Here is a 26021-nt window from a genome sequence, read left to right as displayed (position 1 = left end):
CACCCGAACACCCGAACAACGCCGTCCCCGCCGCACCAGCCGGCGGGGACGGCGTCAGCTCTGGCCCTCCAGCAATTCTTCGAGCATCGGCCCCAGGCGCGTGGCGAGTTCGGGCGCGCTCTGTCGAAGCTCGGCCGTCACGAGGGAGAGTGCCTCGGCCAGGGCGCGGTTGAGTTCCGGCGCGGTCAGCTCGGTGACGAGAGTGGCTTCCAGCCGGGCCGTCAGCTCGTCAGGAAGCAGGTGCGCGCCCTTCGCGTGGGAGGTGGGGTGGCCGAGCCGGGCGCAGGCCAGTTCGACCACGTGGGCGCGCATCTCGCCGATCCAGTGCTGCGCCTGCCACCAACGCTCGCGCTGGATGCAGACGCGGGCGTGCAGGGCGTGGTGCCAGAGCAGCCCGATCAGCGTGTTGGCGTCCGGGGGAGCGAAGGGCTGGATGGGCCGCGTCCGGCCGAAAAGCGTCTGCCACTGCGGGCCGCGCGGGCCGAAGTTGGCCTCCGGGGTGAAGGTCACGTCGAGTTCGAGCCAGCCGGGCAGCAGGAAGACGCGGATGACGGCCGGCGGCGCCGACAGGTCCCAGTGGTGGCGCGCGTCGAGTTCGGCGTAGAACCAGCGGCTCCAGCGTTCCAGGGTCTCGGTCACGTCGTCGCCGCGAACGGAGAGCACCAGGTCGGTGTCCGACCAGCGGTCCTCGTTCCCGGTGGCGAGCGACCCGGTGTAGGCCGCGCCGACGACGGCCTCGTCGGCGCGGGCGCGCGCGAGCAGGAGGTCCCGAACCCGTTTCCGGTCTGCGACGGTGAACACCGTGGGATTCTGGGCGGGGGATCTAGGCGGGCCGCACGTAGCTGTAGATGGGCATCACGTCGATCGACTCGTACTTGACGACGTCGCCCGGCTTCGGGGCGTGGATCATCTGGCCGTCGCCGATGTAGAGGCCCACGTGGCTGATGTCGTCGTAGAAGAAGACCAGGTCGCCCGGCTGGAGCTGGTCGCGGGTGACCGAGGTCCCGTAGTTCACCTGGTCCCAGGTGACCCGGGGTATCTCGACGCCGGCCGCGAGCCACGCCGCCTGGGTGAGGCCCGAGCAGTCGTACGAGTCGGGTCCGGTGGCGCCCCACACGTACGGCTTGCCCAGCTGCGCCTCCGCGAACGCGATGGCCTGGTCGGCGAGCGAGGCGTACGAGCCGTCCGTGCCGCCGCCCGACGAGTCGCCGGCTGAACTCTCCTGTTCGGCGGCTTCCTGGGCGGCCTCCTCGGCCTCCTGCTGCTGGCGGCGTTCCTCGGCCTCGCGGGCGAGCCGTTCGGCCTCCTCCTGCTCCAGCCGCTCCAGCTCGTCGAAGGCCGCCTGCTCCTCGTCGGTCATCTCGTCCAGCAGCGACCGGGCGTCGGCGAGCTTCTCCTGGACGGTGTCCTTCTCGTCCTGCAGGGCGGCCTCGCGGTCCTCCAGCTCCTCCAGCGCGTCGGCCGCCTCGGCGCTGTGTTCGCTGGCGTCCGCCTGGCGGGTCTCGAAGTCCTCCAGGGCCTGCTCTTGTTGGTCGCCGAGCCGGTCCAGGGTGTGGCTCTGGTCGAAGAACGCCTTGGGGTCCGTGGCCAGCAGCAGCGTCGCGGTCTCGGGCATGCCGCCCCCGCCGTGGCGGTACTGGGCGGCGGCGAAGGTGCCGAGCACCCTGCGCGCCTCGTTGACCTCCTCGGTGGCCTCGGCGGCGGCGTCCAACGCCTCGTCGACGGTGTCCTGCTGCTCCTCGACGTCCTCCTCGGCCTCGTTGAAGCGCTGGGTGGCCGTGCCCGCCTCGCGGTACAGGCGGTCGACCTCGTCGCGGACCTCCTGGGCGCGGTCGCGGGCGTCGTTGGCGCGTTCCCGCTGCTCCTCGATCGAGGGAGTGTCGTCGTCGTCGGCGTACGCCGACGAGCTCAGCAGCGTCGCTGACACGAGTGCCGCGGCGCCGACGCCGATGGCGCCGCGTCGCGCGGCGGGCCGTTCCAGAAGGCCGGTGCGAGGCTTGCGATGGGAACCCACCCTGGGCGTCTCCTTCCCTGAGCCGACCGCGCACCGGGCTGGCCCCCCGAGGGCCGGCTGCGGCGGAGGCGACCCTCGTCGCCTGCCGCCGCACGCTAGCCACACATCCACTCGTTTGTGAAGGCTGTTATGCGATTTACCCGCGATGTGACCGAAATCATTTCGTGACCTTGGGCGATGTGTCCGGGTCGTTCCCGGTGTTCCCGGCTCGGCCGGCGGTCAGCCAGGGGTCTCGGGGCTCGGGGCGACCTTGGGCGACGTGTCCGACTCGCCCGCGACGATCCCGCCGTCGGCGGCGGTCAGCGCGCGGACCTGGGAACTGCACAGCGCGGCGGCGGTGACGGCCACGCTGAGGGCCACGCCGCCGAGCAACGTCGCCCGCGCGCCGAAGTGCTCGGCCAGCGGCCCGGCCGCGATCTCGCCGAGCGGGAGGGCGAGGAGCGAGCCGAGCATGTCGTACGAGTAGACCCGGGCCAGCCGGTCGTCGGGGATGTTCTCCTGCAGCGACACCTCCCAGGCGACGCCGAACTGCTCTATGGCGAGGCCGTTCACGAACATGGCGACGACGAGCAACGCGAGCGGCGCCGTCTCGGCGAGCGCGAGCAGCGGCAGCGCGTCCAGCGCCACCACGGCCACGCCGACGCGCAGCGGATGCTTCAGCCGGGCGCGGGCCACGAGCACGCCGCCGACCAGGGCGCCCACGAGTTGGGTGGCGAGCACGAGGCCCCACGCGGTGCGCCCGAACGTGTCGTCGGCGATCGCCGGGCCGAGCACCTGGATGCCGCCGGAGGTCACCGCGTTGACCACGAAGAACTGCGCGACGACGACCCAGACCCACGTCCGGGAGGCGAACTCGGTCCAGCCGTCCCGCAGCTCGCGCAACGGTCCGACGCGGCCGCCCGTCGGCGCTGATCCGGTGCTCGCCGCGGGTGGGAGGCGCAGCCCGTGGTAGGCGAGGGCGGCGCACAGGAACACGACGGCGTTGGCGGCGAGGCCCCAGCCGGGGCCGAGTGTGGCGGCCAGCGAGCCGCCGAGCGAGGCGCCGGCGATCATGCCGCCGTTGACGCCCATCCGGGCGACCGCGTTCGCGGCGCGCAGCAGTTCGGTCGGCACCGTGCGTGGGGTGAGGGAGGCCGAGGCGGGCATCGAGACCGCCGCCACGGCGCCGTTGAGCACGCTGAGCGAGACCAGCAACGGCAGCGTGGCGACGTCGAGGAGCAGGCTCGCGGCGATCGTCGCCTGCACGAGCGCGGCGGCGCCGCTCGCGCCCTGGAGGATGACGGGCTTGGGCAGCCGGTCGGCCAGCAGGCCGCCCCACAGCACGAGCAGGACGACCGCCGCCGACCTGGCGCCGACGACGAGCCCGAGATCGATGACCGACCCCGAGAGGTCGAGGACGGCGAACGCCAGGGCCACGGGCGCCATGGTGTTGGCGAGTTGGGTCAGCGTTCGCCCCGCCACCAGCCGCCGAAAAGCAACCAGCCGCAGCGGTGCCGTGACGCCCGGCCGGGTGGTCGGCCCTGTCATGACGCCCTCCGGAGGGTGGTAACCAGCCGCAGTGGCGCCCAGACGCCCGGCCGGGTGGTTGGCCCTGTCATGACGCCCTCCGGAGGGTGGTAACCAGCCGCAGCGGTGCCGTGACGCCCGGCCGGGTGGTTGGCCCTGTCATGACGCCCTCCGGAGGGTGGTGACCAGCCGCAGTGGCGCCCAGACGCCCGGCCGGGCAGCCTCCCGCGCGTCCGCCCCGGGGCCTTCCCCGGTCACTGCTCGGCCCGCAGGGCGAACAGCATCACCGTCGCGCTGATCCGCATCGCGCCCGGCGCGTCGGTGGGAAGCGCGCCGGCGTGGATCACGTCACCCAACTCCGCGGCGAGCGTGCGGGCCCGCTGCCAGGTCTCGGGGGACACCGTCATCTCCGCGTCGGTGAAGTCGCCGCGGACGTCCGTGTCCCGCGCGCGGCTGCGGCGCAGCAACTCCTCGCCGACGGCCGCGGCCAGCACGACGTAGTCGTCGCGGGAACCGGGAGCGACGGACTCGCCGCTGCTCGGCGCGTGCCGGTACCGCTTCGCGCGACCGCCCCGCACCGCCACCTCCTCGGCCAGTTCCAGGAGGCCGACGGAGTGCAGCAGCCGCAGGTGGTAGCTGACGTTGGCCTGCGAGGAGCCGAGCGCCCTGGCGGCCTCGGTGGCGCTCATGGGGCGGGCGGTCAGCAGCGAGAGCAGGCGCAGGCGGAGCGGGTGGGCCAGGGCCCGGAGGGCGCTCAGCTCGGGTTCGTGGTCGGGCGCGGGCATGACCGGAGTATGCGGCGGACGCACCGCCACCGTCAAACACTTCTTTTGGTGTTGCGCGAGGTTCGCCGCAACGGGGTGGAAGCTCAACGAGGAGCGGGGTCGTGGGCAGCAGCCAGGCGTGCCAGTCGGACCAGCCCAGCAAGCTCGCTACGCCGGGTTGTCGCGCAGCCTGCGCCGCTCCCAGCGGTTGGGGTGGCGGACCACGGCGCCCGCCATGCCGCCCGAGCCGGTGAGGCGGAGCAGCGGTGTGTCCGGGAGCCGGTCGGGGGTCGTCTTGTTCCGCAGGCCGCCGAGCCCCGGGTCCACGCCCGTGGTGTCCACCGCCCAGCCGTCCGGCACGATGATCGTGACGCCCGCCATCTCGCCGCGCACCTCGACCTCGAACTCGGGCCACGGGCAGATCGCCCGGGTGAAGTCGAGCTTGACGCCGCCCATCCCACCGCGCGCGACGATCCTGGCCGGCACCGTCCAACGGCCGACCCGCTCCGCGCCGTGCAGGCCGCCCTTGAGCACGAGCGGCTCCCCACGTTCGGCCGGCTGCGGCGGCGCGGCCGGCTCGGGCAGGTCGGCGGTGAGCTCCGCCAACTCGCCGTACGTCTTGGCCGTGAGCGCGCGTTCCAGGCGCTGCTCCAGCTCGGGGATCTCCAGCCGCCCCTCGCCGGCCGCCTCCCGCAGCCGTTCGACCACGGCCTCCCGGTCGTCGTGCGAGGCGCGCAACTCCGCGCGGCGGGCGGGCTCGGGCAGGCCCTCGGAGGGCGTGGAGTGCGGCATGAACATGGAGTCTAGAAGCGGTGTCGTCGGGCGTGGAGTGGTGGCCGCGCGCGAGGCGGTTCCGGGCTCGCGCCGGGGTGAGGAGTGAGAGTGGGGAGCCCTAGACTCGGGAGCGATGAGCGGCCTCTTTGACGACAACGCGCTGGCGGACCTCGGACCCACGGGCGAGGAGCCGCCGCCTCCGCCTGACCACGAGCACGGCGACGGCGGCGGCATCGGCGGCGCCGCGGACGAGGCGGTGGACGCGCTGTTCGCCGGCTCCTTCGCCGAGCCGAAGCGCGCCGACGAGGACGCCTACTACCGCAACGGCGCGCGGAAGCCGGTCACCGACCCCGCCGCGCTCCTGGAGGGGCTGAACGAGGAGCAGCGCGCCGCCGTCACGCACAGCGGCGCCCCGTTGCTGATCGTGGCCGGCGCCGGTTCCGGCAAGACCCGGGTGCTGACCCACCGGGTCGCCTACCTGCTCGCCGCCCGCGGCGCGCATCCGGGCCAGATCCTGGCGATCACCTTCACCAACAAGGCCGCAGGCGAGATGCGCGAGCGCGTCACCGAACTGGTCGGCCCGCGGGCGAACGCGATGTGGGTGATGACGTTCCACAGCGCCTGCGTCCGGATCCTGCGCCGGGAGAGCAAGAAGCTCGGCTTCACCTCCAGCTTCTCGATCTACGACGCCGCCGACGCGCGCCGCCTGATGGCGCTGGTCTGCCGGGACCTCGACCTGGACCCGAAGCGGTACCCGCCGAAGTCGTTCAGCGCCAAGGTCTCGAACCTGAAGAACGAGCTGATCGACCCCGAGGACTTCGCCGCCCAGGCCAGCGACGGCTTCGAGAAGACGCTCGCCGAGGCGTACACGCTCTACCAGTCGCGGCTGCGCGAGGCCAACGCGCTGGACTTCGACGACATCATCATGACGGCCGTGCACCTGCTCGACGCGTTCCCCGACGTGGCCGAGCACTACCGCCGCCGGTTCCGGCACGTCCTGGTGGACGAGTACCAGGACACCAACATCGCGCAGTACACCCTGGTCCGGCTGCTGGTCGGCGAGCAGGACCCGGCCGAGCTGTGCGTGGTGGGCGACGCCGACCAGTCGATCTACGCCTTCCGCGGCGCCACGATCCGCAACATCCTGCAGTTCGAGCAGGACTTCCCCCAGGCCACCACCCTCCTGCTGGAGCAGAACTACCGCTCCACCCAGACCATCCTGTCCGCCGCCAACGCCGTCATCGCGCGGAACGCGGACCGCCGCCCGAAGAACCTGTGGACCAACGCCGGCGCCGGCGCCGGGATCGTCGGCTGGGTCGCCGACAGCGAGCACGACGAGGCGCAGTTCGTCGCCGACGAGATCGACCGGCTGAGCGACGCGGGGGACGCCCGCCCCGGCGACGTCGCGGTGTTCTACCGCACCAACGCGCAGTCCCGGGTGTTCGAGGAGGTCTTCATCCGCGTCGGCCTGCCGTACAAGGTGGTCGGCGGCGTCCGCTTCTACGAGCGCCGCGAGGTCCGCGACGTGCTGGCGTACCTGCGGGTGCTGGCGAACCCCGAGGACACCGTGCCGCTGCGCCGCATCCTCAACGTTCCCAAGCGCGGCATCGGCGACCGCGCCGAGGCGATGATCGAGGCGCTGGCGTCGCGCGAGCGGATCTCGTTCGCCCAGGCGCTGCGCCGGGTCGACGAGGCGTACGGCATGGCGGCGCGTTCGGCGAACGCGGTCAGGCGCTTCAACGTGCTGCTGGAGGAGCTGCGCACGGTGGTGGAGTCGGGCGCGGGCCCGGCCACCGTGCTGGAGGCGGTGCTGGAGCAGACCGGATACCTGGAGGAGTTGCAGTCCTCCACCGACCCGCAGGACGAGACCCGGGTGGAGAACCTCCAGGAGCTGGCCGCGGTGGCCCTGGAGTTCGAGCAGGACCGGGGCGAGGACGACCCGGGCACGCTGGCCGACTTCCTGGAACGGGTCGCGCTGGTCGCCGACTCGGACGAGATCCCGGACACGGAGGACGGCGACGGCGGCGGCGTGATCACGTTGATGACGCTGCACACCGCGAAGGGCCTGGAGTTCCCCGTGGTCTTCCTGACCGGCATGGAGGACGGCGTCTTCCCGCACATGCGGTCGCTCGGCAAGACCAAGGAGCTGGAGGAGGAACGCCGGCTCGCCTACGTCGGCATCACCCGGGCCCGGCAGCGGCTGTACCTCTCCCGCGCCGAGTTGCGCAGCGCCTGGGGTTCGCCGCAGCACAACCCGCCCTCCCGGTTCCTCGACGAGATCCCGGACGAGTACGTCGAGTGGCGGCGGGCGGGCGGCATGGCCGCGCTGAGCGCGCCGAGCCGGACCGGCGGCACGCCGTCGTCCGGAATCGGTGGAGGAGGCGGGGGCATCGGCGGTGGAGTCGGCGGAGGCAACCGTCGGGGCACCGGCGGTTTCGCGACCCGGCGGATGGCGGACCGGCCCGTCGTGTCGCTCGCTCCGGGGGACCGGGTGACCCACGACAGCTTCGGCATGGGCACCGTCGTCGGGGTGCAGGGGAGCGGGGACCGGGCGGAGGCGACCATCGACTTCGGGGGCGAGAAACCCAAACGGCTGTTGCTCCGTTACGCTCCGGTAGAGAAGCTCTGAGCTGGGGCAAGGGGATGTCGCCGTCGTGTCACAGCTCGGGGAAAGGGGTTGTGGTGGGCGCCGCGGCGAGATGAGATGACAATGACAACATGAATCTCGTACTCCAGTTCTGATCATTTCCGAACACCCCCGGAGTACGTTCACCTCCACGAACCCCAGGGGAAAACACATGAGCCAGCCCTGGCAGCAGCAGCCGAACGGCGGGTATGGCCAGCCGCCGCAGCAGCCGGGCGGGTATGGCCAGCCGCCGCAACAGCCAGGTGGATACGGTCAGCCGCCGCAGCAACAGCCGGGCGGATACGGCCAGCCGCCGCAACAGCAGCAGCCGCCGCAGCAGCAGCCTGGGTACGGCTACCCGCAGCAGCAACAGCAGCCCCCCGGCTACGGCTACCCGCAACAGGGGCAGCCGACCGGCCCCATGCCCGGGCAGCCCGGCCAGCCGCAGCAGCCCTTCGGCGCCCCCGCCGGCGGCGGTTACCCGGCGCCGACCCCGCCGCCCACCCCGGTCGACAACGGCAAGGCACCGATCGCCATCCTCGCCGCCTTCGGCGCGATGGTCGTGCTGTTCCTGCTGTACGGCTACGGGCTCGGCAGCATCTACGACGCGCGCGGCGCGGCCGAGGACCTGATGGCCGGCCAGGAGCCGACCTTCCCGCAGTACACCTACGCGGCCATCGTCGTGGGTCTGCTGATCGCCCTCCCGGTCGGCAAGCTGGCCCCGCGCAACTGGGTCGTCGCTGGCGTGGCGGCGGCGTTCGCAGCGCTCGCCGTGTTCCTCGGCGAGATCCTCACCATGGCCGTGATCCAGGCCAACATGGAGAGCGAGGTCGTGGACATCACGGGCGCCACGGAGGAGGAGCTCGCCGCACAGGGGCTTGAGACCAAGAGCGCGTTCGGCTACTTCTTCGGCGACTTCGGGGACATCTTCGACGCCTGGAAGGACGGCGCGAGCGCGATCAACTGGATCTTCCTGTTCGTCGCCCCGATCGTCGTGCTCGCCGTCTTCAAGCGCATGAGCGACCGCGCGACGGCGCTGGGTCGCTAGCCGCGCCACCCAACGACTGCGCACAGAACGGCCCGCCGGCCCCGAGAGGGGCGGGCGGGCCTCTTCTTGTGGTGCGTGCCACTGCTCAGGTCGGTTCGAGACCGTGCTCGCGCAGCCAGGTCAGCGGGTCGATGGCGTCGCCGCCGTACGGGCGGACCTCGAAGTGCAGGTGCGGGCCCGTGGAGTTGCCGGAGTCGCCGGAGTACCCGATGACCGTGCCGGCCTGCACCCAGCCTGAGGTGTAGACCGTGCTGCTCAGGTGCGCGTACCAGGTCTCGGTGCCGTCCTCGGCGGTGAGGATCATCATGTTCCCGTAGCTGGCGTGCCACTGGGTGGTGATCGAGCCGTCGGTCGCGGCCATCACCGGCGTGCCGTAGCTGACGGGGAAGTCGATGCCGGTGTGCAGGGACATCCAGTTGATGCCCGCGTCGCCGAAGTACGCGCTCAGACCGTTCTGCTCGACGGGCAGCGCGAACTTCGGCCGGAGCGCCTCCAGCCGCGCCGCCTCCTCGGCGGCCTCGCGCTCCTCCGCCTCGCGCTGCGCCTCCAGGTCGAGCTGACCCTGGGTCTGGCTGGCGCGGTCGGCGTAGTCGTTGACCGCGGCCGAAACCCCGGTCAGCTGCGTGTCGAACTCCTCGTTCGCCGCCACCTGCTCGACGTCGCCGGGGTCGGGCGCGGCGACGGGGGCCGGGTCGTTGCCGGTGCCCGAGTCGCTGACCGTCGCGGCCGTGGCGACGGCGGTGACACCCAGCACGGCGAGGGAGGGCGCGGCGACGCTGAAGAACGCGGACCGGGCGCGCGGGGACGCGGCGCGTCGGCGTCGTGCCTTCCGCTGCACGGGGCCCGCGTCGGGAACGTGCGCGGCGGGGCGTTCCTCGGGAGCGTCCTCGGAGTTTCCGTCGTGCTCGATGTCTCCGGCGGGCGCGGCAGGGTCCTCCGGCGTGGCGTCGGCGACGTCACCGACGGGGCCCTCGTAGCCGTCGTAGCCCTCGGACGGGGCGTCCGGGTAGCCCTCGTAGCCGTCGGCCCCGGGAGTCTCCTGGACTCCTGGGGCCGGTGGTGTCGTCGCGAGGTCGTAGGTGTCGGGGATGCCCTGAGCCTCGGGAGCGTGCGCGGACTCGTCGAAGGAGTACGCGGCGTGCTGCTGTTGGGGGAGGCCGAGCTCGTCCGTGGCGGTCCAGGCCGCGTCGCCCTGATAACCGGCCTGATAGCCGGCCTGGAAGCCGTACTCGGAGGTGAATCCCGGGTCGAATCCGGCCTGGTGGCCACCGGGATAGGCGCCTCCGGGATCGTAGCCGCCCTCGGCCTGCGCGACGCCGTCGTATCCCGCGCCATAACCGGTTACCGCGCCATAATCCGCGTCGTACCCGGCGGCAAATCCATCCGCTCCCTCCGCGCCGTATCCGCCGGTGAACGGGTCGCCGGTGAGCGGATCGGTCAGCGGATCCGTCAGTGGATCGAAGACGGGGGCCGCCACGGTGCCGCCCGGGTACCCGGCGTGTCCGGCGTCGCCGTACGCCTCGGCACCGTACCCGCCGGAGCCGTACGCCTCCGCGCCGTACGCCTCCGCGCCGTATGCCGGCGCGGTCTCGTGGTGCGGGTACCAGGGGTCGCCGAGCTCGTCAGTGGGGGCGGTCGGGACGAAGACTCCCGACATCTGACGATCGGTCACCGATGTGCCTTTCGGCTGGACTACCGGAGCGGGCGGGGCCCGGCGACTGCGTGCGCGGCGACTGTACCCGGCGGTATGCGGCGGCCACAATCTTTCGCCTTGGCTTCTGTGGTTTCTCTGGCGCAGGAAACGGGCATTCGCCTGCCTTTCGGCTCCGCCCTTGCGTGGTCCCCCGCTACTGCGCACGATTCGTTCGACACATGTTCGACGATCGTTCGATTTGCTTGGCGCCGCCCGGGTCGATGCGAGATGCTTGCGTTAACGTTCGTTCGCCGTGGAGGCTGCAATGGCTGCAATGGGTGTATCGGGTCCGATTCGCGTCGTGGTCGCCAAGCCGGGTCTGGACGGGCACGACCGGGGCGCCAAGGTGATCGCGCGGGCGCTGCGGGACGCCGGCATGGAGGTCATCTACACCGGGCTGCACCAGACGCCCGAGCAGATCGTGGACACCGCGATCCAGGAGGATGCCGACGCCATCGGGCTCTCGATCCTCTCCGGCGCGCACAACACGCTCTTCGCCCGGGTCATCGAGCTGCTCAGGGAGCGCGACGCGGCCGACATCACCGTCTTCGGCGGCGGCATCATCCCGGAGGACGACATCGCGCCGCTGAAGGCCCGGGGCGTCGCGGAGATCTTCACGCCCGGTGCCCCGACCGGCGACGTGGTCGCCTGGGTCCGGGAGCACGTCGGCCGCACGGCCGAGACGGCCTGAGCCCCGCCCGTCCCCGTCCCCGCCCGTCCCCACCCTCCCGCCCTCCCTGCCCTTCCTCTCGGCACTCAGCCCCGCCCGATGTGACCGGTTTCACCGCCTGCCCGGCAGACGCGGTTAGGGGTGCCCGTGGGCGCACAGATACGCTGCACTTCGGACATGCCGCGTGCCCGGCGCCCTGTGCTGCTGCCGCGCCCACGCGGCCACGCGGCACGCCCACGGCTGAGACGACAACGAACCGCGAGATCACACTCCGCGAGATCACTGAGTGAGGACGGACGCGCGTGGACCTGTTCGAGTACCAGGCGAGGGACCTCTTCGCCAAGCATGACGTGCCGGTGCTGGCCGGTGAAGTCATCGACACGCCGGCGGCGGCGCGCGAGGTGGCCGAGCGACTCGGAGGTCGCGCGGTCGTCAAGGCGCAGGTGAAGACCGGCGGTCGGGGCAAGGCCGGGGGTGTGAAGCTGGCGTCCGACCCGGAGGACGCGGTGGCCAAGGCCGACGCGATCCTGGGTATGGACATCAAGGGTCACACCGTCCGGCAGGTGATGCTGGCGCAGACCGCGGACATCGCGGAGGAGTACTACGTCTCCTTCCTGTTGGACCGCACCAACCGGACCTTCCTGGCCATGGCCTCCGTCGAGGGTGGCATGGACATCGAGGAGGTCGCGGCGACCAAGCCCGAGGCGCTGGCGAAGATCCCGGTGGACTCCATCGAGGGCGTGACGCCGGCCAAGGCGGCCGAGATCGTCGCCGCGGCCCGTTTCCCCGCCGCTGTCGCCGACCAGGTCGCGGACGTGCTCCAGCGGCTGTGGAAGGTCTTCGTGGCCGAGGACGCGCTGCTGGTCGAGGTCAACCCGCTGGTCAAGACCGGTGACGGGCAGATCATCGCGCTGGACGGCAAGGTGTCGCTGGACGCCAACGCCGAGTTCCGCCAGCCCGACCACGCCGCGTTGGAGGACAAGGGCGCGGCCAACCCGCTGGAGGCGGCGGCCAAGGCCAAGGGCCTGAACTACGTCAAGCTGGAGGGCGGCTCGGTCGGCATCATCGGCAACGGTGCCGGTCTGGTGATGTCCACCCTGGACGTCGTCGCCTACGCCGGTGAGGCGCACGGTGGTGTGACGCCGGCGAACTTCCTGGACATCGGGGGTGGCGCCTCGGCCGAGGTGATGGCCAACGGTCTGGAGATCATCCTCGGTGACCCGGACGTCACGTCCGTGTTCGTCAACGTCTTCGGCGGTATCACCGCCTGTGACGCGGTCGCCAACGGCATCGTGCAGGCGCTTCAGCTGCTGACCTCGCGTGGCGAGGAGGTCACCAAGCCGCTGGTGGTCCGGTTGGACGGCAACAACGCGGAGCTGGGTCGCAAGATCCTCACCGACGCCGACCACCCGCTGGTCGAGCAGGTCGACACCATGGACGGCGCCGCCCAGCGCGCCGCCGAGCTGGCAGCCAAGTAGCACCCCACCAGGACGAGACAGGACACGAACACAGCCATGGCTATCTTCCTCACCAAGGAGAGCAAGGTCATCGTCCAGGGGATGACCGGCTCGGAGGGCCAGAAGCACACCCGCCGGATGCTGGCCTCCGGCACCGCCATCGTCGGCGGCGTCAACCCGCGCAAGGCGGGCCAGTCGCTGGACTTCGACGGCACCGAGGTGCCGGTCTTCGGCAGCGTCAAGGAGGCCGTCGAGGCCACCGGCGCGAACGTCACCGTGATCTTCGTGCCGGAGAAGTTCACCAAGGACGCGGTCATCGAGGCGATCGACGCGGAGATCCCGCTGGCGGTCGTGATCACCGAGGGCATCGCGGTCCACGACACCGCGGCCTTCTGGGCCTACGCCGGCCACAAGGGCAACAAGACCCGCATCGTCGGACCCAACTGCCCCGGCCTGATCACCCCCGGCCAGTCCAACGCCGGCATCATCCCCGCCGACATCACCAAGCCGGGCCGCATCGGCCTGGTCTCCAAGTCCGGCACCCTCACCTACCAGATGATGTACGAACTGCGGGACATCGGCTTCTCCACGTGCGTCGGCATCGGCGGCGACCCCGTCATCGGCACCACCCACATCGACGCCCTCGCCGCCTTCCAGGACGACCCGGACACCGATCTCATCGTCATGATCGGCGAGATCGGCGGCGACGCGGAGGAACGCGCCGCGGACTACATCAAGGCGAACGTCACCAAGCCCGTCGTCGGCTACGTCGCCGGCTTCACCGCGCCCGAGGGCAAGACCATGGGCCACGCCGGCGCCATCGTCTCCGGCTCCTCCGGCACCGCCCAGGCCAAGAAGGAGGCCCTCGAGGCCGCCGGCGTCCGCGTCGGCAAGACCCCCTCGGAGACCGCCCGCCTCGCCCGGGAGCTCCTCACCGCCTGAGCGCACCCCGGCCACCCGGCCAGCCCCCTCCGGGCCGGCGGCGACTCCTCACCGAGCCGCCGCCGGCCCGTTGTGCTGTTCGGTCGTGTCTCCCGCCTGCCGTGGGGCCTCCTCGTCGAGCCGCCGCCGGCCCGTTGTGCTGTTCGGTCGTGTCTCCCGCCTGCCCTGGGGCCTCCTCACCGAGCCGCCGCCGGCCCGGCGCGTACCAGTCCGCGCCCGGCTAGCCAGCCAGCGCGGCGGCGCCGATGGCCGTCGCCACCAGTGCCACCAGCGCCAGCGTCAGCCAGGTGCGGAGGCGGGTGGCGCGTTCGCTCGCCGCCCTGACCCGCGCGGCGCCCATCTCGACGGGCGCGATCCGCGCTGCCGTCAGCCCGACGAGCAGCTCGTGCAGCACCGTGCCCCGCTCGTCCGGCTCCGCGTCGGCCAGCCGGGGCACCCAGCAGGCCACGTACTCGCGGGCGCAGCCGATCCGCCCCCTCGTCGCGGCCAGGCTGGCCTCCGACTCGGCCGCGGTCCGCGTCTCCGTGAGCCCGACCGCGTCGTGCAGCACCAGGGCACGCCGGTAGCCGGGGGGCAGCCGGAGCAGCGCCTCCAGGAGTGCCCGGTCCCGCGGCGGCCCGGGAAACGTCCGCCCCGCGGCCCGCGCCCTGGTCCTGGGCCCGCCGCGCACCCAGCTGAGCCACGGGGAGAGCGCGTAGTCGTGCGCCGCCGCCCGCACCCAGCCCGCCGGGTCCGGATCGGCCGCCACCTCGGGCCAGCGCTCCCAGGCCAGCCGGAACGCGCGTCCCACCGCCCGCCGCGCCTGGCCCTGCCGCCCGCACAGCAGGAACGCCTGCCGGACCAGGGCGTCCGCGTGCCTGATGTGCAGCTGGTCGAACGCCGCCGCGGAATCCGAGGCCGAACCAACGGAAGACGAAAATAGGCTCATAGGTACATATTGATCGACACGACAAGAAAATATCCATTACACATATCAAGCGGGTGTTATTGGCAGCATGGGTACGTGAATCCTCTCCAGCGCGCTGCCCGGTGGATGTTCGAAGGACTGCTGGCGGCCGGGCTGGGTCTCGGCACGCTGGTCGCGGTCGTCCTCCTGCTGTGGACGATCTCGCCCTACCAGGACAGCGGCCTCCGCGACGCGACGCGGGTGGCGGCCGACCTGTGGCTGCTGGCCCACGGCGCCCAGCTGCTGCGGGCCGAGACCCTCGGCGGCGTGCCCGCGCCCGTCGGACTGACCCCGCTGCTGCTCACCGCGCTGCCCGCCTGGCTGCTGTACCGCGCGATGCGTGGCGCGCTCGAGGGGTCCGCCGAGATGTGGCGCACGGCCCGGGCGGTGGCCGGCGGCTACCTGCTGGCCGGCGCGGGCGCGGTGCTGTTCACGACCGGTGCGCCGCTCAGCGCGCGCCCGCTGAGCGCGGCGGTCTGCCTGCCGCTGTTCGCGCTGGCCGTCGCCGCCGGCGCCGTCTGGTCGCTGGGCGGCCACCCCTGGGTGCTGAACCGCTCGCTGGCCGACGCGGCCCGGGTCACGGCGGCCGGCACATTGGCGTTGGGCGTGGCGGGCACGCTGCTCGCCCTCGGTGCCGTGGTCCGGCAGGGCGGCGAGGCGCGGGACGGGCTGGACCAGCTGGGTGGCGGCTGGCCGGGGCAGGCGTCGCTGCTCGCGCTCTGCGTGGCGCTGCTGCCGAACGCGGCCGTGTGGGCCGCGTCGTACGGGCTGGGACCCGGTTTCACGCTCGGCGCGGGCAACCCGGTCGGCCCCTTCGCGCCGGCCGGCGACGGCGTCGCGCTGCCGGCGTTCCCGCTGCTCGTGGCGGCGCCGGACGGGCCGCCCGGCGGCTTCGGCTGGGCCTGCGCCGCCGCCGTGCCGATCGCGGTGGTGCTCGCCACGGCGTGGTGCGCGGCGCGCTCCGCCGTCCCGGCGCGTGGCGCGCGGGAGACGGCGACGAGCTGGACCGGCACGCTGCTGAGCGTGCTCCTCGGGGCGGCCGGCACGGGCGTGGCGCTGACGCTGCTGGCCACGCTGTCCGGCGGGCCGCTCGGCACCGGGACGCTCGCGCGGTTCGGCCCCGACCCCTGGCTCACCGGCCTGGCCGCCGCGGCCTGGATCACGGGGCTCGGCACCCCCCTGGCCCTCGTCCTGCGTGCCCTGCGCCTGCGCGCCCCCCGCCTCATCAGCTGGCACGCCCTCCCGCCACCCCCGGCGCCCCGGTCACCCCAGCCGCCTCGGGCGCCCCAACCGGTCCCGGCCACCCCGCGGGCGCCGGCCCAGACGCGGCGGGTCGTCGGGCGCCTGCGCCGCCGCCGTCCCGAACGGGTCGACGACTGGAGCGCCACGGTCTTCCGCGAGGCCCGCTGGGCCGAGCTCAAGCGCTCCTCCGGCGAGCTGATCCCGGAGTTCCCCGCCGGCGTGGGGCCGTCGGAGCGCCGCGCCGCCGACCGGGAGGCCGGGGAGCGGGACCGGCGGGGGTGACGGGGCGCCGCCGGGTGGGCTACGGGAGGGCTACGAGCCGCCGCCCGGCAGGCGTCGGGCGTGTTCGAAGGCGTCGAGCGCCTCCCCGTCGCGCCCCAGCGCGCTGAGCGCCTCGCCGCGCAGCCGCCACGCCCCACCCGACCGGCTGCGCAACGCCACCGCCGTGTCGGCCACCCGCCGGGCCAGGCCGGGGTCCTCCGCCGCCAACCCGGCCCGCGACACCCGCAGCAGCGCCTCGAAACACCGGTCGTCGGACGGGTCCACCGCTGTGTGCTCGACGACCAGCGCCCCGATCGCCGCCACCAGCCGCGTCGACTCGACGCCCAGCGTCCCCCGCACGGCGGCCAACCGGTCCGCACACTCCCGGACGCAGGCGTTCAGCAGATCCTCCGCCCGCGCCACGCTTCCCGGTCGCAGCCGCAGGAGGCCGGAGGTCCAGGACGATCTCGTCATCAGTGATCCCGTCGGTGGTGAGCTCTCGGTAGAGGGCTCGGAGAGTGCCTTCCCTCCCTAGCCACGGCCCGACACGTGAAGGCGTTGCATCGCACCCGAGTTCCCGGCAGTTCCCGGCGCTCCACCTCGGTGTCCACCTCGATCCGGTGGACCGTGTTGCATCGCACCCGAGTTTCCGGCAGTTCCCGGCGCTCCACCTCGGTGTCCACCTCGATCCGGTGGACCGTGTTGCATCGCACCCGAGTTCCCGGCAGTTTCCGGCGCTCCACCTCGGTGTCCACCTCGATCCGGTGGACCGTGTTGCATCGCACCCGAGTTCCCGGCAGTTCCCGGCGCACGGGTCCCGCGATGCAACCCTTTCGCCATCCGCGTCGTGGCTACAGACGGAAGGGGCAGGGATGCGACGGCAGGACGAAGAGCACTACCGGCAGTTCGCAGCGGGTCAGGCCCGGTCCATGCGTCGCACCGCCTACCTGCTGTGCGGCGACTGGCACCTGGCGGAGGACCTGATGCAGAGCGCGTTGCTCAAGATGTACCGCTCGTGGTCACGCCTGGACCGGCACGACGAGCTGAACTCCTACGTCCGGCGCGTGCTCGTGCGCACCTGGCTCGACGAGCGGCGGAAGCCGTGGCGCCGGTGGGAGCACACCAGCGAGCTGCTGCCCGACGCGCCGGACGACGACGCCGAACCGGACACGATCACGGAACGGATGCACGCCCGGGGCCTGGTGCGTCGGGCGCTGCTCGCCCTGCCGCCCCGCCAGCGCGCGACGATCGTCCTGCGCTACTTCGACGACCTCTCCGTCGCCCAGGCGGCGGCGGTGCTCAACTGCTCCGAGGGCAACGTCAAGAGCCAGACCGCGCGCGGTCTGCGGACGCTTCGCGAGCACATCGGTGACGGGGACCGGGTCCCGTCGAGTCAGGAGCCGACGCGATGAGAACAGACGATCCGATCGGGCTGGTGCTTCAGGACGCCGTCGCGGACGAGCCGCCCCTCCGACTCGACCTCGACGCCCTCACCACCCGTGCCCGACGCGAGCAGCGCCGCCGCCGCGCGGTGGTGAGCGCCGCGTTGGCCACCGTGCTGGTCGTCATGGCGGTGCTGGCGCTGCCGTCGCTGCGACCGTGGGCGCCCCAGGCCCCGCCGCCCGCCGCAAGCTCGGACGTGTGGCCCGAGTCGCCGTACGTCCCACTCACCGCCGAGGAGTCGGGGGCGGTGAGCGGCGCGCTCGTCGCGGTGACCGAGGCCGTGTTCGTCGAGTCGGACGGGGAGTGGCTGGTGCGGGGAGACCCGGAGATCGCCGGCGGCGAGGAGGTACACGACGCGAACCAGGAGACGGAGACCTGGGATGTGCGCCTGGGTCTGGCGACCGAGGGCTTCGTGTTCGAGGCCAGTATCCGGCTGACCGCGTCCAGCACCCGCCTCCCGCCGCTGAACTGCCGGGAGGCGGAGTACCACGAGCAGTGCTCGGGGCCGTGGATGTACACGAACGGCGTGATCGACTCCGGGCTCTACACGTTCGGCGGCGACGCCCCGGGGGCGGCCAGCATGGAGATGCGGCTCAGCGACTACCAGGCGATCGAGTTCACGGTCGCCGGCAACTCGTCGGTCCCGCGACCGTTCTCCGCCAACGAGATGCAGCCGGCGCTCGCCGACATCGCCTACCACATCGTCGAGGGCGAGCCACCCCCGCAGGACGCGAGCTAGCCGGCCCGAGCCAGCCGACGGGCTGTCCGGTCGGGGTGCCTGGCCACCCCGGCCGGGCGGCTACTCCTGGTCGGTGAGGAACGGGCGCAGCTGGCTCGGGAGGAGCTGCTCGCACGATTCGGCCGACGGGCGGGTGAGGGCGTCGTCGACGCAGTCGAAGTAGTCCTTGTAGACCAGCTGCACGGTGTACGTCGTCGCCACGATCAGCAGGGCCGCGGCGGCCAGCACGGTGCCCGCGATCGCCGCCGGCAGCTGCGGCCGGTCCGACCGCGGCTGCCCGGGGGCCGCGCCGCCGGAGCGCCGGCCCGGCGACGGCTCCTCGGGCGCCCGACCCTCCAGCTGCGCCACGAGCCGGTTGCGGCGGGCGTCGCTCCTGGTGCCGCCGTCGTTCTCCTTCGGGCCGCCGCGCAACGCGCTGATGCCCCAGTACAGGGCCAGCGCGCCGAGCAGCAGGGCCAGCCACTCCCAACCGAGCAGACCGGCGAAAACGCCCCACATCCCGGACAGCACCGAGAACCGCGCGTGCCGCTGCGCCGGGTCGCTCGGGTCCCAGCGCCGGCCGCCGCCCAGGCCGCCGTTGCCGTTCCGGTCGCGTCCCTCGGGTCCCGGCGGCGGGTCGCCGAAGCCACCGTTCTGCCGCCCCGGCTGCCGCCGGCTCCACTGGCTGCCCCAACGCGGCGGCTGGTCGTCCTGCCGCGGCGGATCTCCGTCCCCCCGGCCATCGCCCTGGCCGTCCCGGGCGCCGCCCGGGTCGTCCTGGTCCGGATGACGCGGTCGCCAGGGCCGATCGGGCTGACCCTCGGGCGGCGGAGCGAACGGGTTGTCCTCCTCGCGGGGCCGGTCCTGCTGGCCGGGACCACGGCGTCGGTCGGTCATCTCGCTCTTCGCGTCTCCTCCGGTACGCCCGCATGCCACTCCAGAGACACGCGGTGCCATGCTTCGACGGTACCCGGAGCGGGCGGTTAGGAGACACGGGGGGAGCCGAGCGCGGGGATATCCGGCGCCGGTGGCCCGGCCCTGCCATGCCCCGGGGCGTGGGGGCAGACGGGCCTGCCGGTATCGTGGCGCGGGGCCGCCCGCCCCGACCGACCCCGCGCACCGAGAGAAAGACCCTCGTCGTGGCTGCTGCCCCAGAGCCGGCGTCGCCGGCCCGCCTCGTCGTCCTGGTGTCGGGTTCGGGCACCAACCTCCAGGCCCTGCTCGACGCCGTCGCCGAGCACGGCGCCGCGGCGTACGGCGCCGAGGTGGTCGCGGTCGGCGCCGACCGCCCCGACATCGAGGGCCTGCGCCGGGCGGAACGCGCCGGGCTGCCGACGTTCGTCGAACGCGTCAGGGACCATCCGACGCGTGCCGCGTGGGACGCGGCGCTGGCCGAGGCGGTCGCCGCGCACCGGCCCGACCTGGTGGTCTCGGCCGGTTTCATGAAGATCGTCGGCGCGGACTTCCTGGCCCGGTTCGGCGGCCGGTTCATCAACACCCACCCGGCGCTGCTGCCGAGCTTCCCCGGCGCGCACGCGGTCGGCGACGCGCTGGCGCACGGCGTGAAGGTCACGGGCTGCACGATCCACTTCGTGGACGCCGGGATCGACAGCGGGCCGATCATCGCCCAGGGCGTGGTCGAGCTCCGCGAGGACGACGACGAGTCGTCGCTGCACGAACGCATCAAGGACGTGGAGCGGCGACTGCTGGTCGAGGTCGTGGGACGGCTGGCCCGCGACGGCTACACCGTCAAGGGACGAAAAGTGTCCATCCCGTGACCCACAGCGTGGACACGGTGACCGACAGCGCGATCGACAGCACGGCTGACAGCGCGATCGACAGCACGACCGACAGCGCGGCTGCGGTCGAGGTCGTGGGACGGCTGACCCGCGACGGCCACACCATCGAGGGACGAAAGGTGCCGACCCCGTGACCGACCCCCTGACCGACCCCGTGACCGACGGCGCGAGCAACGGCGAGACCGGCGCCGCGCGGCGGCCCATCCGCCGCGCGCTGGTCAGCGTCTACGACAAGACCGGCCTCGCCGAGCTGGCGCGTGGCCTGCACGCGGCCGGCGTCGAGCTGGTCTCCACCGGCTCCACGGCCGGCACCATCGCGGCCGCCGGGGTGCCCGTGACCGCCGTGGAGGAGCTCACCGGCTTCCCCGAATGCCTCGACGGCCGGGTGAAGACCCTGCACCCCCGGGTGCACGCGGGCCTGCTGGCCGACCTGCGGCGCGCCGAGCACCGGGCGCAGCTGGCGGACCTCGACATCGAGCCGTTCGACCTGCTCGTCTCGAACCTCTACCCGTTCCGGGAGACCGTCGCCTCGGGCGCCTCGCCCGACGAGTGCGTGGAGCTGATCGACATCGGCGGGCCCGCGATGGTCCGCGCGGCGGCCAAGAATCACCCGTCCGTGGCGGTGGTGGTCGATCCGGCGCGGTACGACGAGCTGCTGAAGGCCGTCGCGGACGGCGGCTTCGACCTGGCGGCCCGGCGCCGCCTCGCGGCGGACGCGTTCCGGCACACGGCGGAGTACGACGCGGCGGTGGCCACCTGGTTCGCCGAGGAGACCGCGCCGGACGCCGACGCCTTCCCGGCCTTCGTCGGCACCGCGCTGTCGCTGGACCGGGTGCTGCGCTACGGCGAGAACCCGCACCAGGCGGCGGCGCTGTACGGGGACGGCTCGGGCGCCGGGCTGGCCGCCGCGGAGCAGCTGCACGGCAAGGGGATGTCGTACAACAACTACGTCGACACGGAGGCGGCGCGCCGCGCAGCGCACGACCACGGCGACCGGCCGTGCGTGGCGATCGTCAAGCACACCAACCCGTGCGGCATCGCGATCGGCGCGGACGTCGCCGAGGCGCATCGCAAGGCGCACGCCTGCGACCCGCTCTCCGCCTACGGCGGCGTCATCGCCGTCAACCAGCCGGTGTCCGTGGCGCTGGCCGAGCAGGTCGCGGAGATCTTCACGGAGGTCATCGTGGCCCCCGGCTACGAGGACGGTGCGGTCGAGGTGCTCGCCAGGAAGAAGAACATCCGGGTGCTGCGCTGCGCCGGGGCGCCCGTGGCGGCCCGCGAGTACCGCCGCATCGACGGCGGCGCCCTGGTGCAGACGACCGACCGGCTCCAGGCCGCGGGCGACGACCCGGCCAGCTGGCGGCTGGCGGCCGGCGAGGCACTGTCGGACGCCGAACTCGCCGAGCTGGCCTTCGCCTGGCGCGCCTGCCGCGCGGTGAAGTCCAACGCGATCCTGCTGGCCAGGGACGGCGCCACGGTCGGCGTGGGCATGGGACAGGTCAACCGCGTCGACTCCGCCCGCCTCGCGGTGCAGCGCGCCGGCGAGGAACGAGCGCGGGGCGCGTACGCCGCCTCGGACGCGTTCTTCCCGTTCCCCGACGGCCTGGAGGTGCTCGCCGAGGCGGGCGTCCGCGCCGTCGCGCAGCCCGGCGGCTCCGTCCGCGACGAGGCCGTCATCGAGGCGGCCCGCGGCGCCGGGCTCAGCCTCTACCTGACGGGCACCCGCCACTTCTTCCACTGAGCCCGGGCCCCGCCGAGCCCGGGTCCTGCCGGGCTCGGCCGGGTCGGCCCTGGGGTCAGCGCCGGCGCTCGTACCGGAGGTACATCGTGCCCGAGGCGAAACGGCGGTCGTCGGTCAGGACCAGGGGAAGCGACCGGCCCTGCGGGAAGAACGGTTTGCCGCCGCCGACCAGCACCGGCAGCACGAAGAGCCGGAACTCGTCGATCAGCGGGAACAGCGAGGCGGCCAGTCCCGGGCCGCCGACGCTGAGGATCCCGTCGGTCGTCTCCTTCAGCCGCTCGGCCTCCGCCACGGCGTCCGCGCTCCGCACCAGCCGCACGCCCTCGGGCACGCGCTCCAGCGTGTCCGAGAAGACCACGCGCGGCGTGTCGACGTAGGCGCGGGCGAACTCCGCCTCGACCTCCGGCACGTCGTCCCGGCGGGCCGCCACCGTCCACGGCTCCTCCATCACCTCGAACATGCGGCGTCCGAAGAGGAAGACGGCCGTCTGTCTGGCCTGCTCGTTCGCGAGCCGGTGCAACTCCTCGTCCGGCGCGGAGAACCCGATGCCGCCGTCCGCGTCCTCGACGAAGCCGTCGAGCGACGCGAACATCGAGTAGACAATCCTGCCCATGGCTGCTCTCACCTGTCCCAGCTAGCCCGCCATTCGGTTACTCAGTCCATCACTTGTCGGATGGTAGGACTGCTGGGTGGGTGGGAAATCATCGCCGGGACTCCTCCGGCTCAGGGCTGGGGGCGGTGCAGGAGGTTCACCAGCACCTCGTGGAGCACCTCGTGGTCGCGGGGATCGTGCAGCCGGAACGGTCCGCCCGCCACCGTGTACCACTCGGCCGCGCCCGCGTAGCGGACCCGCAGGACCAGCGTGCCGTCCGGCTCGGCGTTGGTGTGCAACTCCAACTCGCCGGTGATGACGCCGACCTCCTTGGTCATCACGCCGCCACGGGGCGCGGTGAACTCCGTGCGCTTGTCCTCAAGGGTGTTCATGCCGGACATTCCAGCACATCGGCCGCTCTGTTGGCGGGTTCAGCATCGGGCGCGCGTGCATGCCGGTCGTTCCAGTGCATCAGCCGGGTTGTTGGCGGGCTGAGCATCGGGCGCGCGCAGCGCGTTCAGCAGGTGCCGAGCATCTCCTCGAGGGCCGCCTTCTCGTCCTCGTCGAGGGTCAGTTCCCAGTGGTGCTTGGCGCGGATCCACATCCGGCTGTAGACGCAGTGGAAGCTCTCGATCGGCTGCCAGTCGGCCGGGTCCTGGTCACCCTTGGAACTGTTGGAGTCCGCGCTGGCGGCCAACAGTTCCGGGTACTCCAGGTCGTTGGCGAACGCCTCGCGCTCGTCGGTGGTCCACTCGCTCGCGCCGGAGCGCCACGCCTCGGCGAGCGGGACCATGTGGTCGATGTCCACCTCGGAGGGATCCGTGACCACCATGTCGTCGTACGGGCTGTGCCACTCGCCGGACTCGGGGTAGCAGTCGCTGCCGACCGTGACGTCCGTGCCGTCGCGCTCCAGCACCGTCTCGCGGGTGGAGCACTCCCCGTCCTCGGTCCAGTGCGGGAAGAGGTCGCGCTCGTAGTCCGTCATCGAGCCCTCCTCCGCGACCGTGAGCTCCGCAAGCTCGGCCCGCGCGGTCTCGGCGTCCGGGACGTTCGGGGCCGTCACCGACTCCTCCGCGCTCCCGTCCTCCGCGCTCCCGTCCTCGGGCGTCTCCTGGCTTCCCTCGGTCTCCTCGGTGTCCTCGTTGTCCTCGGGCTGCTCCGCTCCGCCGTCCTGCTCGCGGGAGCCGTCGTCGGTCTCCGTGCCCTCGGTGCAGCCGAGCAACAGGACCAACGCGCTCAGCGGTGCGATCAGCACCGGGATGCGGCGGCGTGCCATCAGGTACCTCCCGTTCCGGTGTGGGGATCACCTGACGAATCGTTTACCCCAAAGTGATATATCCATGACTCTCCGTGGGCGGCGCGCGGGCGCGCGGCGGAGCGTTGGACGGCATTGTCTATGAGCTGACTTACCCGGACGCGCCGGTGTCACCGCCCCGTGCATCCCCCACCGCCCACTCCGGGGGCGGATTGGCTCACGGCGGGGGGCATCCGGGAGGATGGGGGCATGACTGCGCAGACTCTCGATGGCAAGGCGGCCGCGGCCGCGATCAAGTCGGACCTCACCGGCCGGGTCGCCGCCCTCACCGAGCGCGGGCACCGGCCCGGACTCGGGACGCTGCTGGTCGGCGAGGACGTGGGCAGCCAGAAGTACGTGGCGGGCAAGCACCGCGACTGCGCCGCCGTGGGCATCGCCTCGATCCAACGGGAGCTGCCGGCGACCGCGAGCCAGCAGGACATCGAGGCCGTGGTGCGCGAGTTGAACGAGGACCCGGCCTGCACCGGCTACCTGGTACAGCTGCCGCTGCCCCGCGGCATCGACGCCAACCGGGTGCTGGAGCTGATCGACCCCGCCAAGGACGCGGACGGCCTGCACCCGGTGAACCTCGGCAGGCTGGTGCTGAACGAGGCGGCGCCGCTGCCGTGCACGCCGAACGGCATCATCACGCTGCTCCGCCGCCACGAGGTGGAGCTCAACGGCGCGGACGTCGTCGTGGTCGGGCGCGGCATCACCGTGGGCCGCTCCCTGCCGCTGCTGCTCACCCGCCGCAGCGAGAACGCCACCGTGACCCAGGTGCACACCGGCACCCGCGACATGGCGGGGCACCTGCGCCGGGCCGACATCGTGGTCGCGGCGGCCGGGGTGCCGCATCTGGTCAAGCCGGAGGACGTGAAGCCGGGCGCGGCCCTGCTCGACGTCGGCGTCAGCCGCGACGAGAACGGCAAGATCGTCGGCGACCTGCACCCGGGCGTCGTCGAGGTCGCCGGCTGGGTGTCGCCGAACCCGGGTGGCGTCGGGCCGATGACCCGCGCGATGCTGTTGCAGAACGTGGTGGAGGCCGCCGAGCGCGCGGCGGACGCCGCGGACCCGGCCGGGGTGTGAACGCGTTGAAGGGAGGCACCGTGCCGGTATCCGACGACTACCCGACGCGCGGCACCGCGCGCCCCGAGGGCGGCCGGCGCACCGCCTCCGGCAGCGCCCCCGCGCCGATCCGGCAGTGGCCGCTGCTGGCCGTGCTGGGCACGACGCTGGTCGGGCTGCTGGTCACCCTGGCGAACTTCCGCATCGGCCTGCTGCTGATCGGCTGCGCCCTGCTGGGCGGCGCGGTGCTGCGCGGCTGGCTCCCGGCGGTCGGCATGCTGGCCGTCCGCTCCCGGCTCACCGACGTGTTGACCTACGCGATCCTGGGCACCGCGATCGCGGTGCTGACGATGATGGCCCAGCCCGACCCCTGGATCGAGGTCCCCTTCTTCCGGGAAGTACTCAGGTTCTCGGCCGGTTAGCCGGGCAGCCGAAGCAGGGGGGAGTGGTCGGCGGGCCCTCCGGGCTCACTCCTCCTCCGCCTCCTCGGGGAGCCACTCCGCGACGCGGTCGGGGTGGTTGGTGGCCCAGCGCTCGGCCGCGGCGCGTGGCGTGTACCCGTCCTCGGCGATCAGCCTGGCGACCGCGTTCTGGTCCGCCGCGGTCCAGCTGAAGGTCCGCAGGAACTCCGCGGCCGCGCCGCCGTGCTCCGAGAAGTACGCGTTGAGGTACTTCCGCAGCTCGATGTCGGGATAGCGGTCGCCGGGCACCTCGACCTCGGCGAGGTCCACCTCCGTGTTCAGCCAGTGCGGCTGCCACAGGTATGTGAGCAACGGCTCGCCGCGCCGGTCCGCCTCGACCAGCCGTTCGGCCAGGGCGTCCTCACTGCCCACCGCCACCGGCCGGTAGTCCAGGCCGAGGTCGTCGATGATCTCCTCGTCCCAGGTGGCGTAGTACGGGTCGGCGTGCAGCAGCTCGCCCCCGAGGTCGCTCGCGAACGTGTCGAGGTTCTCCGCCCGCAGCACGTCGGGGTGGGCGTCCGCGTAGTCCCCCGTCACGTACCAGCCGGCGTGCCCGGTGATGCCGAGCGCGCCGGCGTCCGTGACGTTCTTCTTCTCCTCCACGTACAGCTGCCGGCGGTCCGGCAGCGCGCCCCAGTCCTCCATGATCGCGTGCACCCCGCCGGTGCCGAGCTTGTCCCAGGCCGTCTCCTGCCCGCAGTCCCACAGCGTGACGGTGAGACCGAACTCGTACTCCAGCACGTGCGCCGCCATGGCCGCGGTGGCCTGCCCGCCCGTCCAGTCGGGCATGGCGATGACGAGCTGCTGGTAGTCCTGCGACTCGTCGCCGTCGGCGGTGCCGAGCAGGCCACAGGCGCTGACCGGGACGAGACACAGCACGGCCGCGGCGGTGCGGAGGGTACGGCGGGAGAGACGGCCCATGGCGAGTGGTCCTTCGCGAGGACGGGGCGAAACCTGACGGAAGG

26 protein-coding genes are annotated in these 26021 nt (G+C 72.8%); 13 read left to right on the top strand and 13 right to left on the bottom strand.

Translation table 11 applies throughout. The features are described from left to right. Nucleotides 1–54: 54 nt before the first annotated feature. From ABGB06_RS31195 to ABGB06_RS31175, 5 genes are all read right to left on the bottom strand, one after another. Complete coding sequence (locus ABGB06_RS31195) at nt 55–801, bottom strand: hypothetical protein (protein WP_347595876.1); 747 nt, start codon at nt 799–801, stop codon at nt 55–57. 22 nt (nt 802–823) lie between these two features. Next, on the bottom strand, nt 824–2014 hold the full coding sequence (locus ABGB06_RS31190) for an NlpC/P60 family protein (protein ID WP_347595873.1): 1191 nt from the start codon (nt 2012–2014) through the stop codon (nt 824–826). Nucleotides 2015–2233: 219 nt separating this feature from the next. Beyond that, nucleotides 2234–3541 (bottom strand): MFS transporter, encoded by a 1308-nt coding sequence (locus ABGB06_RS31185; protein ID WP_347595870.1) that lies wholly within the window; start codon nt 3539–3541, stop codon nt 2234–2236. 233 nt (nt 3542–3774) lie between these two features. Beyond that, on the bottom strand, nt 3775–4305 hold the full coding sequence (locus ABGB06_RS31180; RefSeq protein WP_347595867.1) for a helix-turn-helix domain-containing protein: 531 nt from the start codon (nt 4303–4305) through the stop codon (nt 3775–3777). 147 nt (nt 4306–4452) lie between these two features. Beyond that, a complete protein-coding gene (locus tag ABGB06_RS31175) occupies nt 4453–5076 on the bottom strand; it encodes a DUF1707 domain-containing protein (RefSeq protein WP_347595864.1) in 624 nt (207 codons plus the stop codon). Nucleotides 5077–5191: 115 nt separating this feature from the next. On the opposite strand from ABGB06_RS31175, the gene pcrA reads away from it, so the two are divergent. Together pcrA and ABGB06_RS31165 are read left to right on the top strand one after the other, a co-directional pair. Next, nucleotides 5192–7687, top strand: coding sequence for a DNA helicase PcrA (pcrA, locus tag ABGB06_RS31170; RefSeq protein WP_347595862.1), 2496 nt, complete (start codon nt 5192–5194; stop codon nt 7685–7687). Nucleotides 7688–7856: 169 nt separating this feature from the next. Next, nucleotides 7857–8732 (top strand): hypothetical protein, encoded by an 876-nt coding sequence (locus ABGB06_RS31165; protein WP_347595859.1) that lies wholly within the window; start codon nt 7857–7859, stop codon nt 8730–8732. An 85-nt stretch (nt 8733–8817) separates the two neighbouring features. Here the strand turns inward: ABGB06_RS31165 and ABGB06_RS31160 are convergent, their stop codons facing one another. Beyond that, on the bottom strand, nt 8818–10404 hold the full coding sequence (locus ABGB06_RS31160) for a M23 family metallopeptidase (RefSeq protein ID WP_347595856.1): 1587 nt from the start codon (nt 10402–10404) through the stop codon (nt 8818–8820). 295 nt (nt 10405–10699) lie between these two features. On the opposite strand from ABGB06_RS31160, the gene ABGB06_RS31155 reads away from it, so the two are divergent. From ABGB06_RS31155 to sucD, 3 genes are all read left to right on the top strand, one after another. Continuing rightward, nucleotides 10700–11116 carry a cobalamin B12-binding domain-containing protein gene (locus tag ABGB06_RS31155; RefSeq protein ID WP_347595853.1) on the top strand — a complete coding sequence of 139 codons (417 nt, stop codon included), beginning with the start codon at nt 10700–10702 and terminating at the stop codon, nt 11114–11116. 281 nt (nt 11117–11397) lie between these two features. After that, complete coding sequence (sucC, locus tag ABGB06_RS31150; protein WP_347595851.1) at nt 11398–12573, top strand: ADP-forming succinate--CoA ligase subunit beta; 1176 nt, start codon at nt 11398–11400, stop codon at nt 12571–12573. A gap of 36 nt (nt 12574–12609) precedes the next feature. After that, a complete protein-coding gene (gene sucD, locus ABGB06_RS31145) occupies nt 12610–13494 on the top strand; it encodes a succinate--CoA ligase subunit alpha (RefSeq protein ID WP_347595848.1) in 885 nt (294 codons plus the stop codon). Between the two features lie 220 nt (nt 13495–13714). Here the strand turns inward: sucD and ABGB06_RS31140 are convergent, their stop codons facing one another. After that, nucleotides 13715–14422, bottom strand: a complete 708-nt coding sequence (locus ABGB06_RS31140; RefSeq protein ID WP_347595845.1) for a hypothetical protein — start codon at nt 14420–14422, stop codon at nt 13715–13717. Between the two features lie 75 nt (nt 14423–14497). Here ABGB06_RS31140 and ABGB06_RS31135 point away from each other — a divergent pair, with 75 nt between their 5' ends. Next, entirely contained in the window at nt 14498–15964 is a 1467-nt protein-coding gene (locus ABGB06_RS31135; protein ID WP_347595842.1) for a DUF6350 family protein, read from the top strand. Between the two features lie 30 nt (nt 15965–15994). On the opposite strand, the gene ABGB06_RS31130 is transcribed toward ABGB06_RS31135, so the two are convergent. Further along, nucleotides 15995–16417, bottom strand: a complete 423-nt coding sequence (locus tag ABGB06_RS31130) for a hypothetical protein (protein ID WP_347595839.1) — start codon at nt 16415–16417, stop codon at nt 15995–15997. Between the two features lie 398 nt (nt 16418–16815). Here ABGB06_RS31130 and ABGB06_RS31125 point away from each other — a divergent pair, with 398 nt between their 5' ends. Together ABGB06_RS31125 and ABGB06_RS31120 are read left to right on the top strand one after the other, a co-directional pair. Then, the gene (locus tag ABGB06_RS31125; protein WP_347595836.1) at nt 16816–17355 is read left to right on the top strand and encodes a SigE family RNA polymerase sigma factor; all 540 of its coding nucleotides are present in this window, start codon (nt 16816–16818) and stop codon (nt 17353–17355) included. Next, nucleotides 17352–18125, top strand: coding sequence for a hypothetical protein (locus ABGB06_RS31120; protein WP_347595833.1), 774 nt, complete (start codon nt 17352–17354; stop codon nt 18123–18125). Before ABGB06_RS31125 ends, ABGB06_RS31120 begins: the two co-directional genes overlap by 4 nt. Nucleotides 18126–18185: 60 nt before the next feature. Here ABGB06_RS31120 and ABGB06_RS31115 read toward each other — a convergent pair whose 3' ends face one another. Next, nucleotides 18186–19001 (bottom strand): hypothetical protein, encoded by an 816-nt coding sequence (locus ABGB06_RS31115; RefSeq protein WP_347595830.1) that lies wholly within the window; start codon nt 18999–19001, stop codon nt 18186–18188. Nucleotides 19002–19243: 242 nt separating this feature from the next. Here ABGB06_RS31115 and purN point away from each other — a divergent pair, with 242 nt between their 5' ends. From purN to purH, 3 genes are read left to right on the top strand one after another with little or no spacing between them, the layout of a single operon-like run. Further along, the gene (purN, locus tag ABGB06_RS31110; RefSeq protein ID WP_347595827.1) at nt 19244–19882 is read left to right on the top strand and encodes a phosphoribosylglycinamide formyltransferase; all 639 of its coding nucleotides are present in this window, start codon (nt 19244–19246) and stop codon (nt 19880–19882) included. Further along, nucleotides 19879–20037 (top strand): hypothetical protein, encoded by a 159-nt coding sequence (locus ABGB06_RS31105; RefSeq protein ID WP_347595824.1) that lies wholly within the window; start codon nt 19879–19881, stop codon nt 20035–20037. Before purN ends, ABGB06_RS31105 begins: the two co-directional genes overlap by 4 nt. A 20-nt stretch (nt 20038–20057) precedes the next feature. Next, complete coding sequence (purH, locus tag ABGB06_RS31100; RefSeq protein ID WP_347596156.1) at nt 20058–21644, top strand: bifunctional phosphoribosylaminoimidazolecarboxamide formyltransferase/IMP cyclohydrolase; 1587 nt, start codon at nt 20058–20060, stop codon at nt 21642–21644. 55 nt (nt 21645–21699) lie between these two features. Here the strand turns inward: purH and ABGB06_RS31095 are convergent, their stop codons facing one another. From ABGB06_RS31095 to ABGB06_RS31085, 3 genes are all read right to left on the bottom strand, one after another. Then, the gene (locus ABGB06_RS31095; RefSeq protein WP_347595821.1) at nt 21700–22257 is read right to left on the bottom strand and encodes a dihydrofolate reductase family protein; all 558 of its coding nucleotides are present in this window, start codon (nt 22255–22257) and stop codon (nt 21700–21702) included. 110 nt (nt 22258–22367) lie between these two features. Further along, nucleotides 22368–22628, bottom strand: a complete 261-nt coding sequence (locus tag ABGB06_RS31090) for a hypothetical protein (protein WP_347595818.1) — start codon at nt 22626–22628, stop codon at nt 22368–22370. A 125-nt stretch (nt 22629–22753) separates the two neighbouring features. Further along, nucleotides 22754–23512: an HNH endonuclease family protein gene (locus ABGB06_RS31085; RefSeq protein WP_347595815.1), complete on the bottom strand. Its 759-nt coding sequence runs from the start codon at nt 23510–23512 to the stop codon at nt 22754–22756. A gap of 228 nt (nt 23513–23740) precedes the next feature. On the opposite strand from ABGB06_RS31085, the gene ABGB06_RS31080 reads away from it, so the two are divergent. Further along, entirely contained in the window at nt 23741–24616 is an 876-nt protein-coding gene (locus tag ABGB06_RS31080; RefSeq protein ID WP_347595812.1) for a bifunctional methylenetetrahydrofolate dehydrogenase/methenyltetrahydrofolate cyclohydrolase, read from the top strand. A 20-nt stretch (nt 24617–24636) separates the two neighbouring features. After that, the gene (locus ABGB06_RS31075; protein ID WP_347595809.1) at nt 24637–25017 is read left to right on the top strand and encodes a DUF3017 domain-containing protein; all 381 of its coding nucleotides are present in this window, start codon (nt 24637–24639) and stop codon (nt 25015–25017) included. A gap of 45 nt (nt 25018–25062) precedes the next feature. Here ABGB06_RS31075 and ABGB06_RS31070 read toward each other — a convergent pair whose 3' ends face one another. Further along, nucleotides 25063–25977, bottom strand: a complete 915-nt coding sequence (locus ABGB06_RS31070) for a glycine betaine ABC transporter substrate-binding protein (RefSeq protein ID WP_347595806.1) — start codon at nt 25975–25977, stop codon at nt 25063–25065. Nucleotides 25978–26021: the final 44 nt, after the last annotated feature.

It is taken from the genome of Streptomyces sp. B6B3 (assembly GCF_039871525.1).
GTDB lineage: Bacteria > Actinomycetota > Actinomycetes > Streptomycetales > Streptomycetaceae > Streptomyces.
This window is presented reverse-complemented; position numbering and strand designations above follow the sequence as displayed.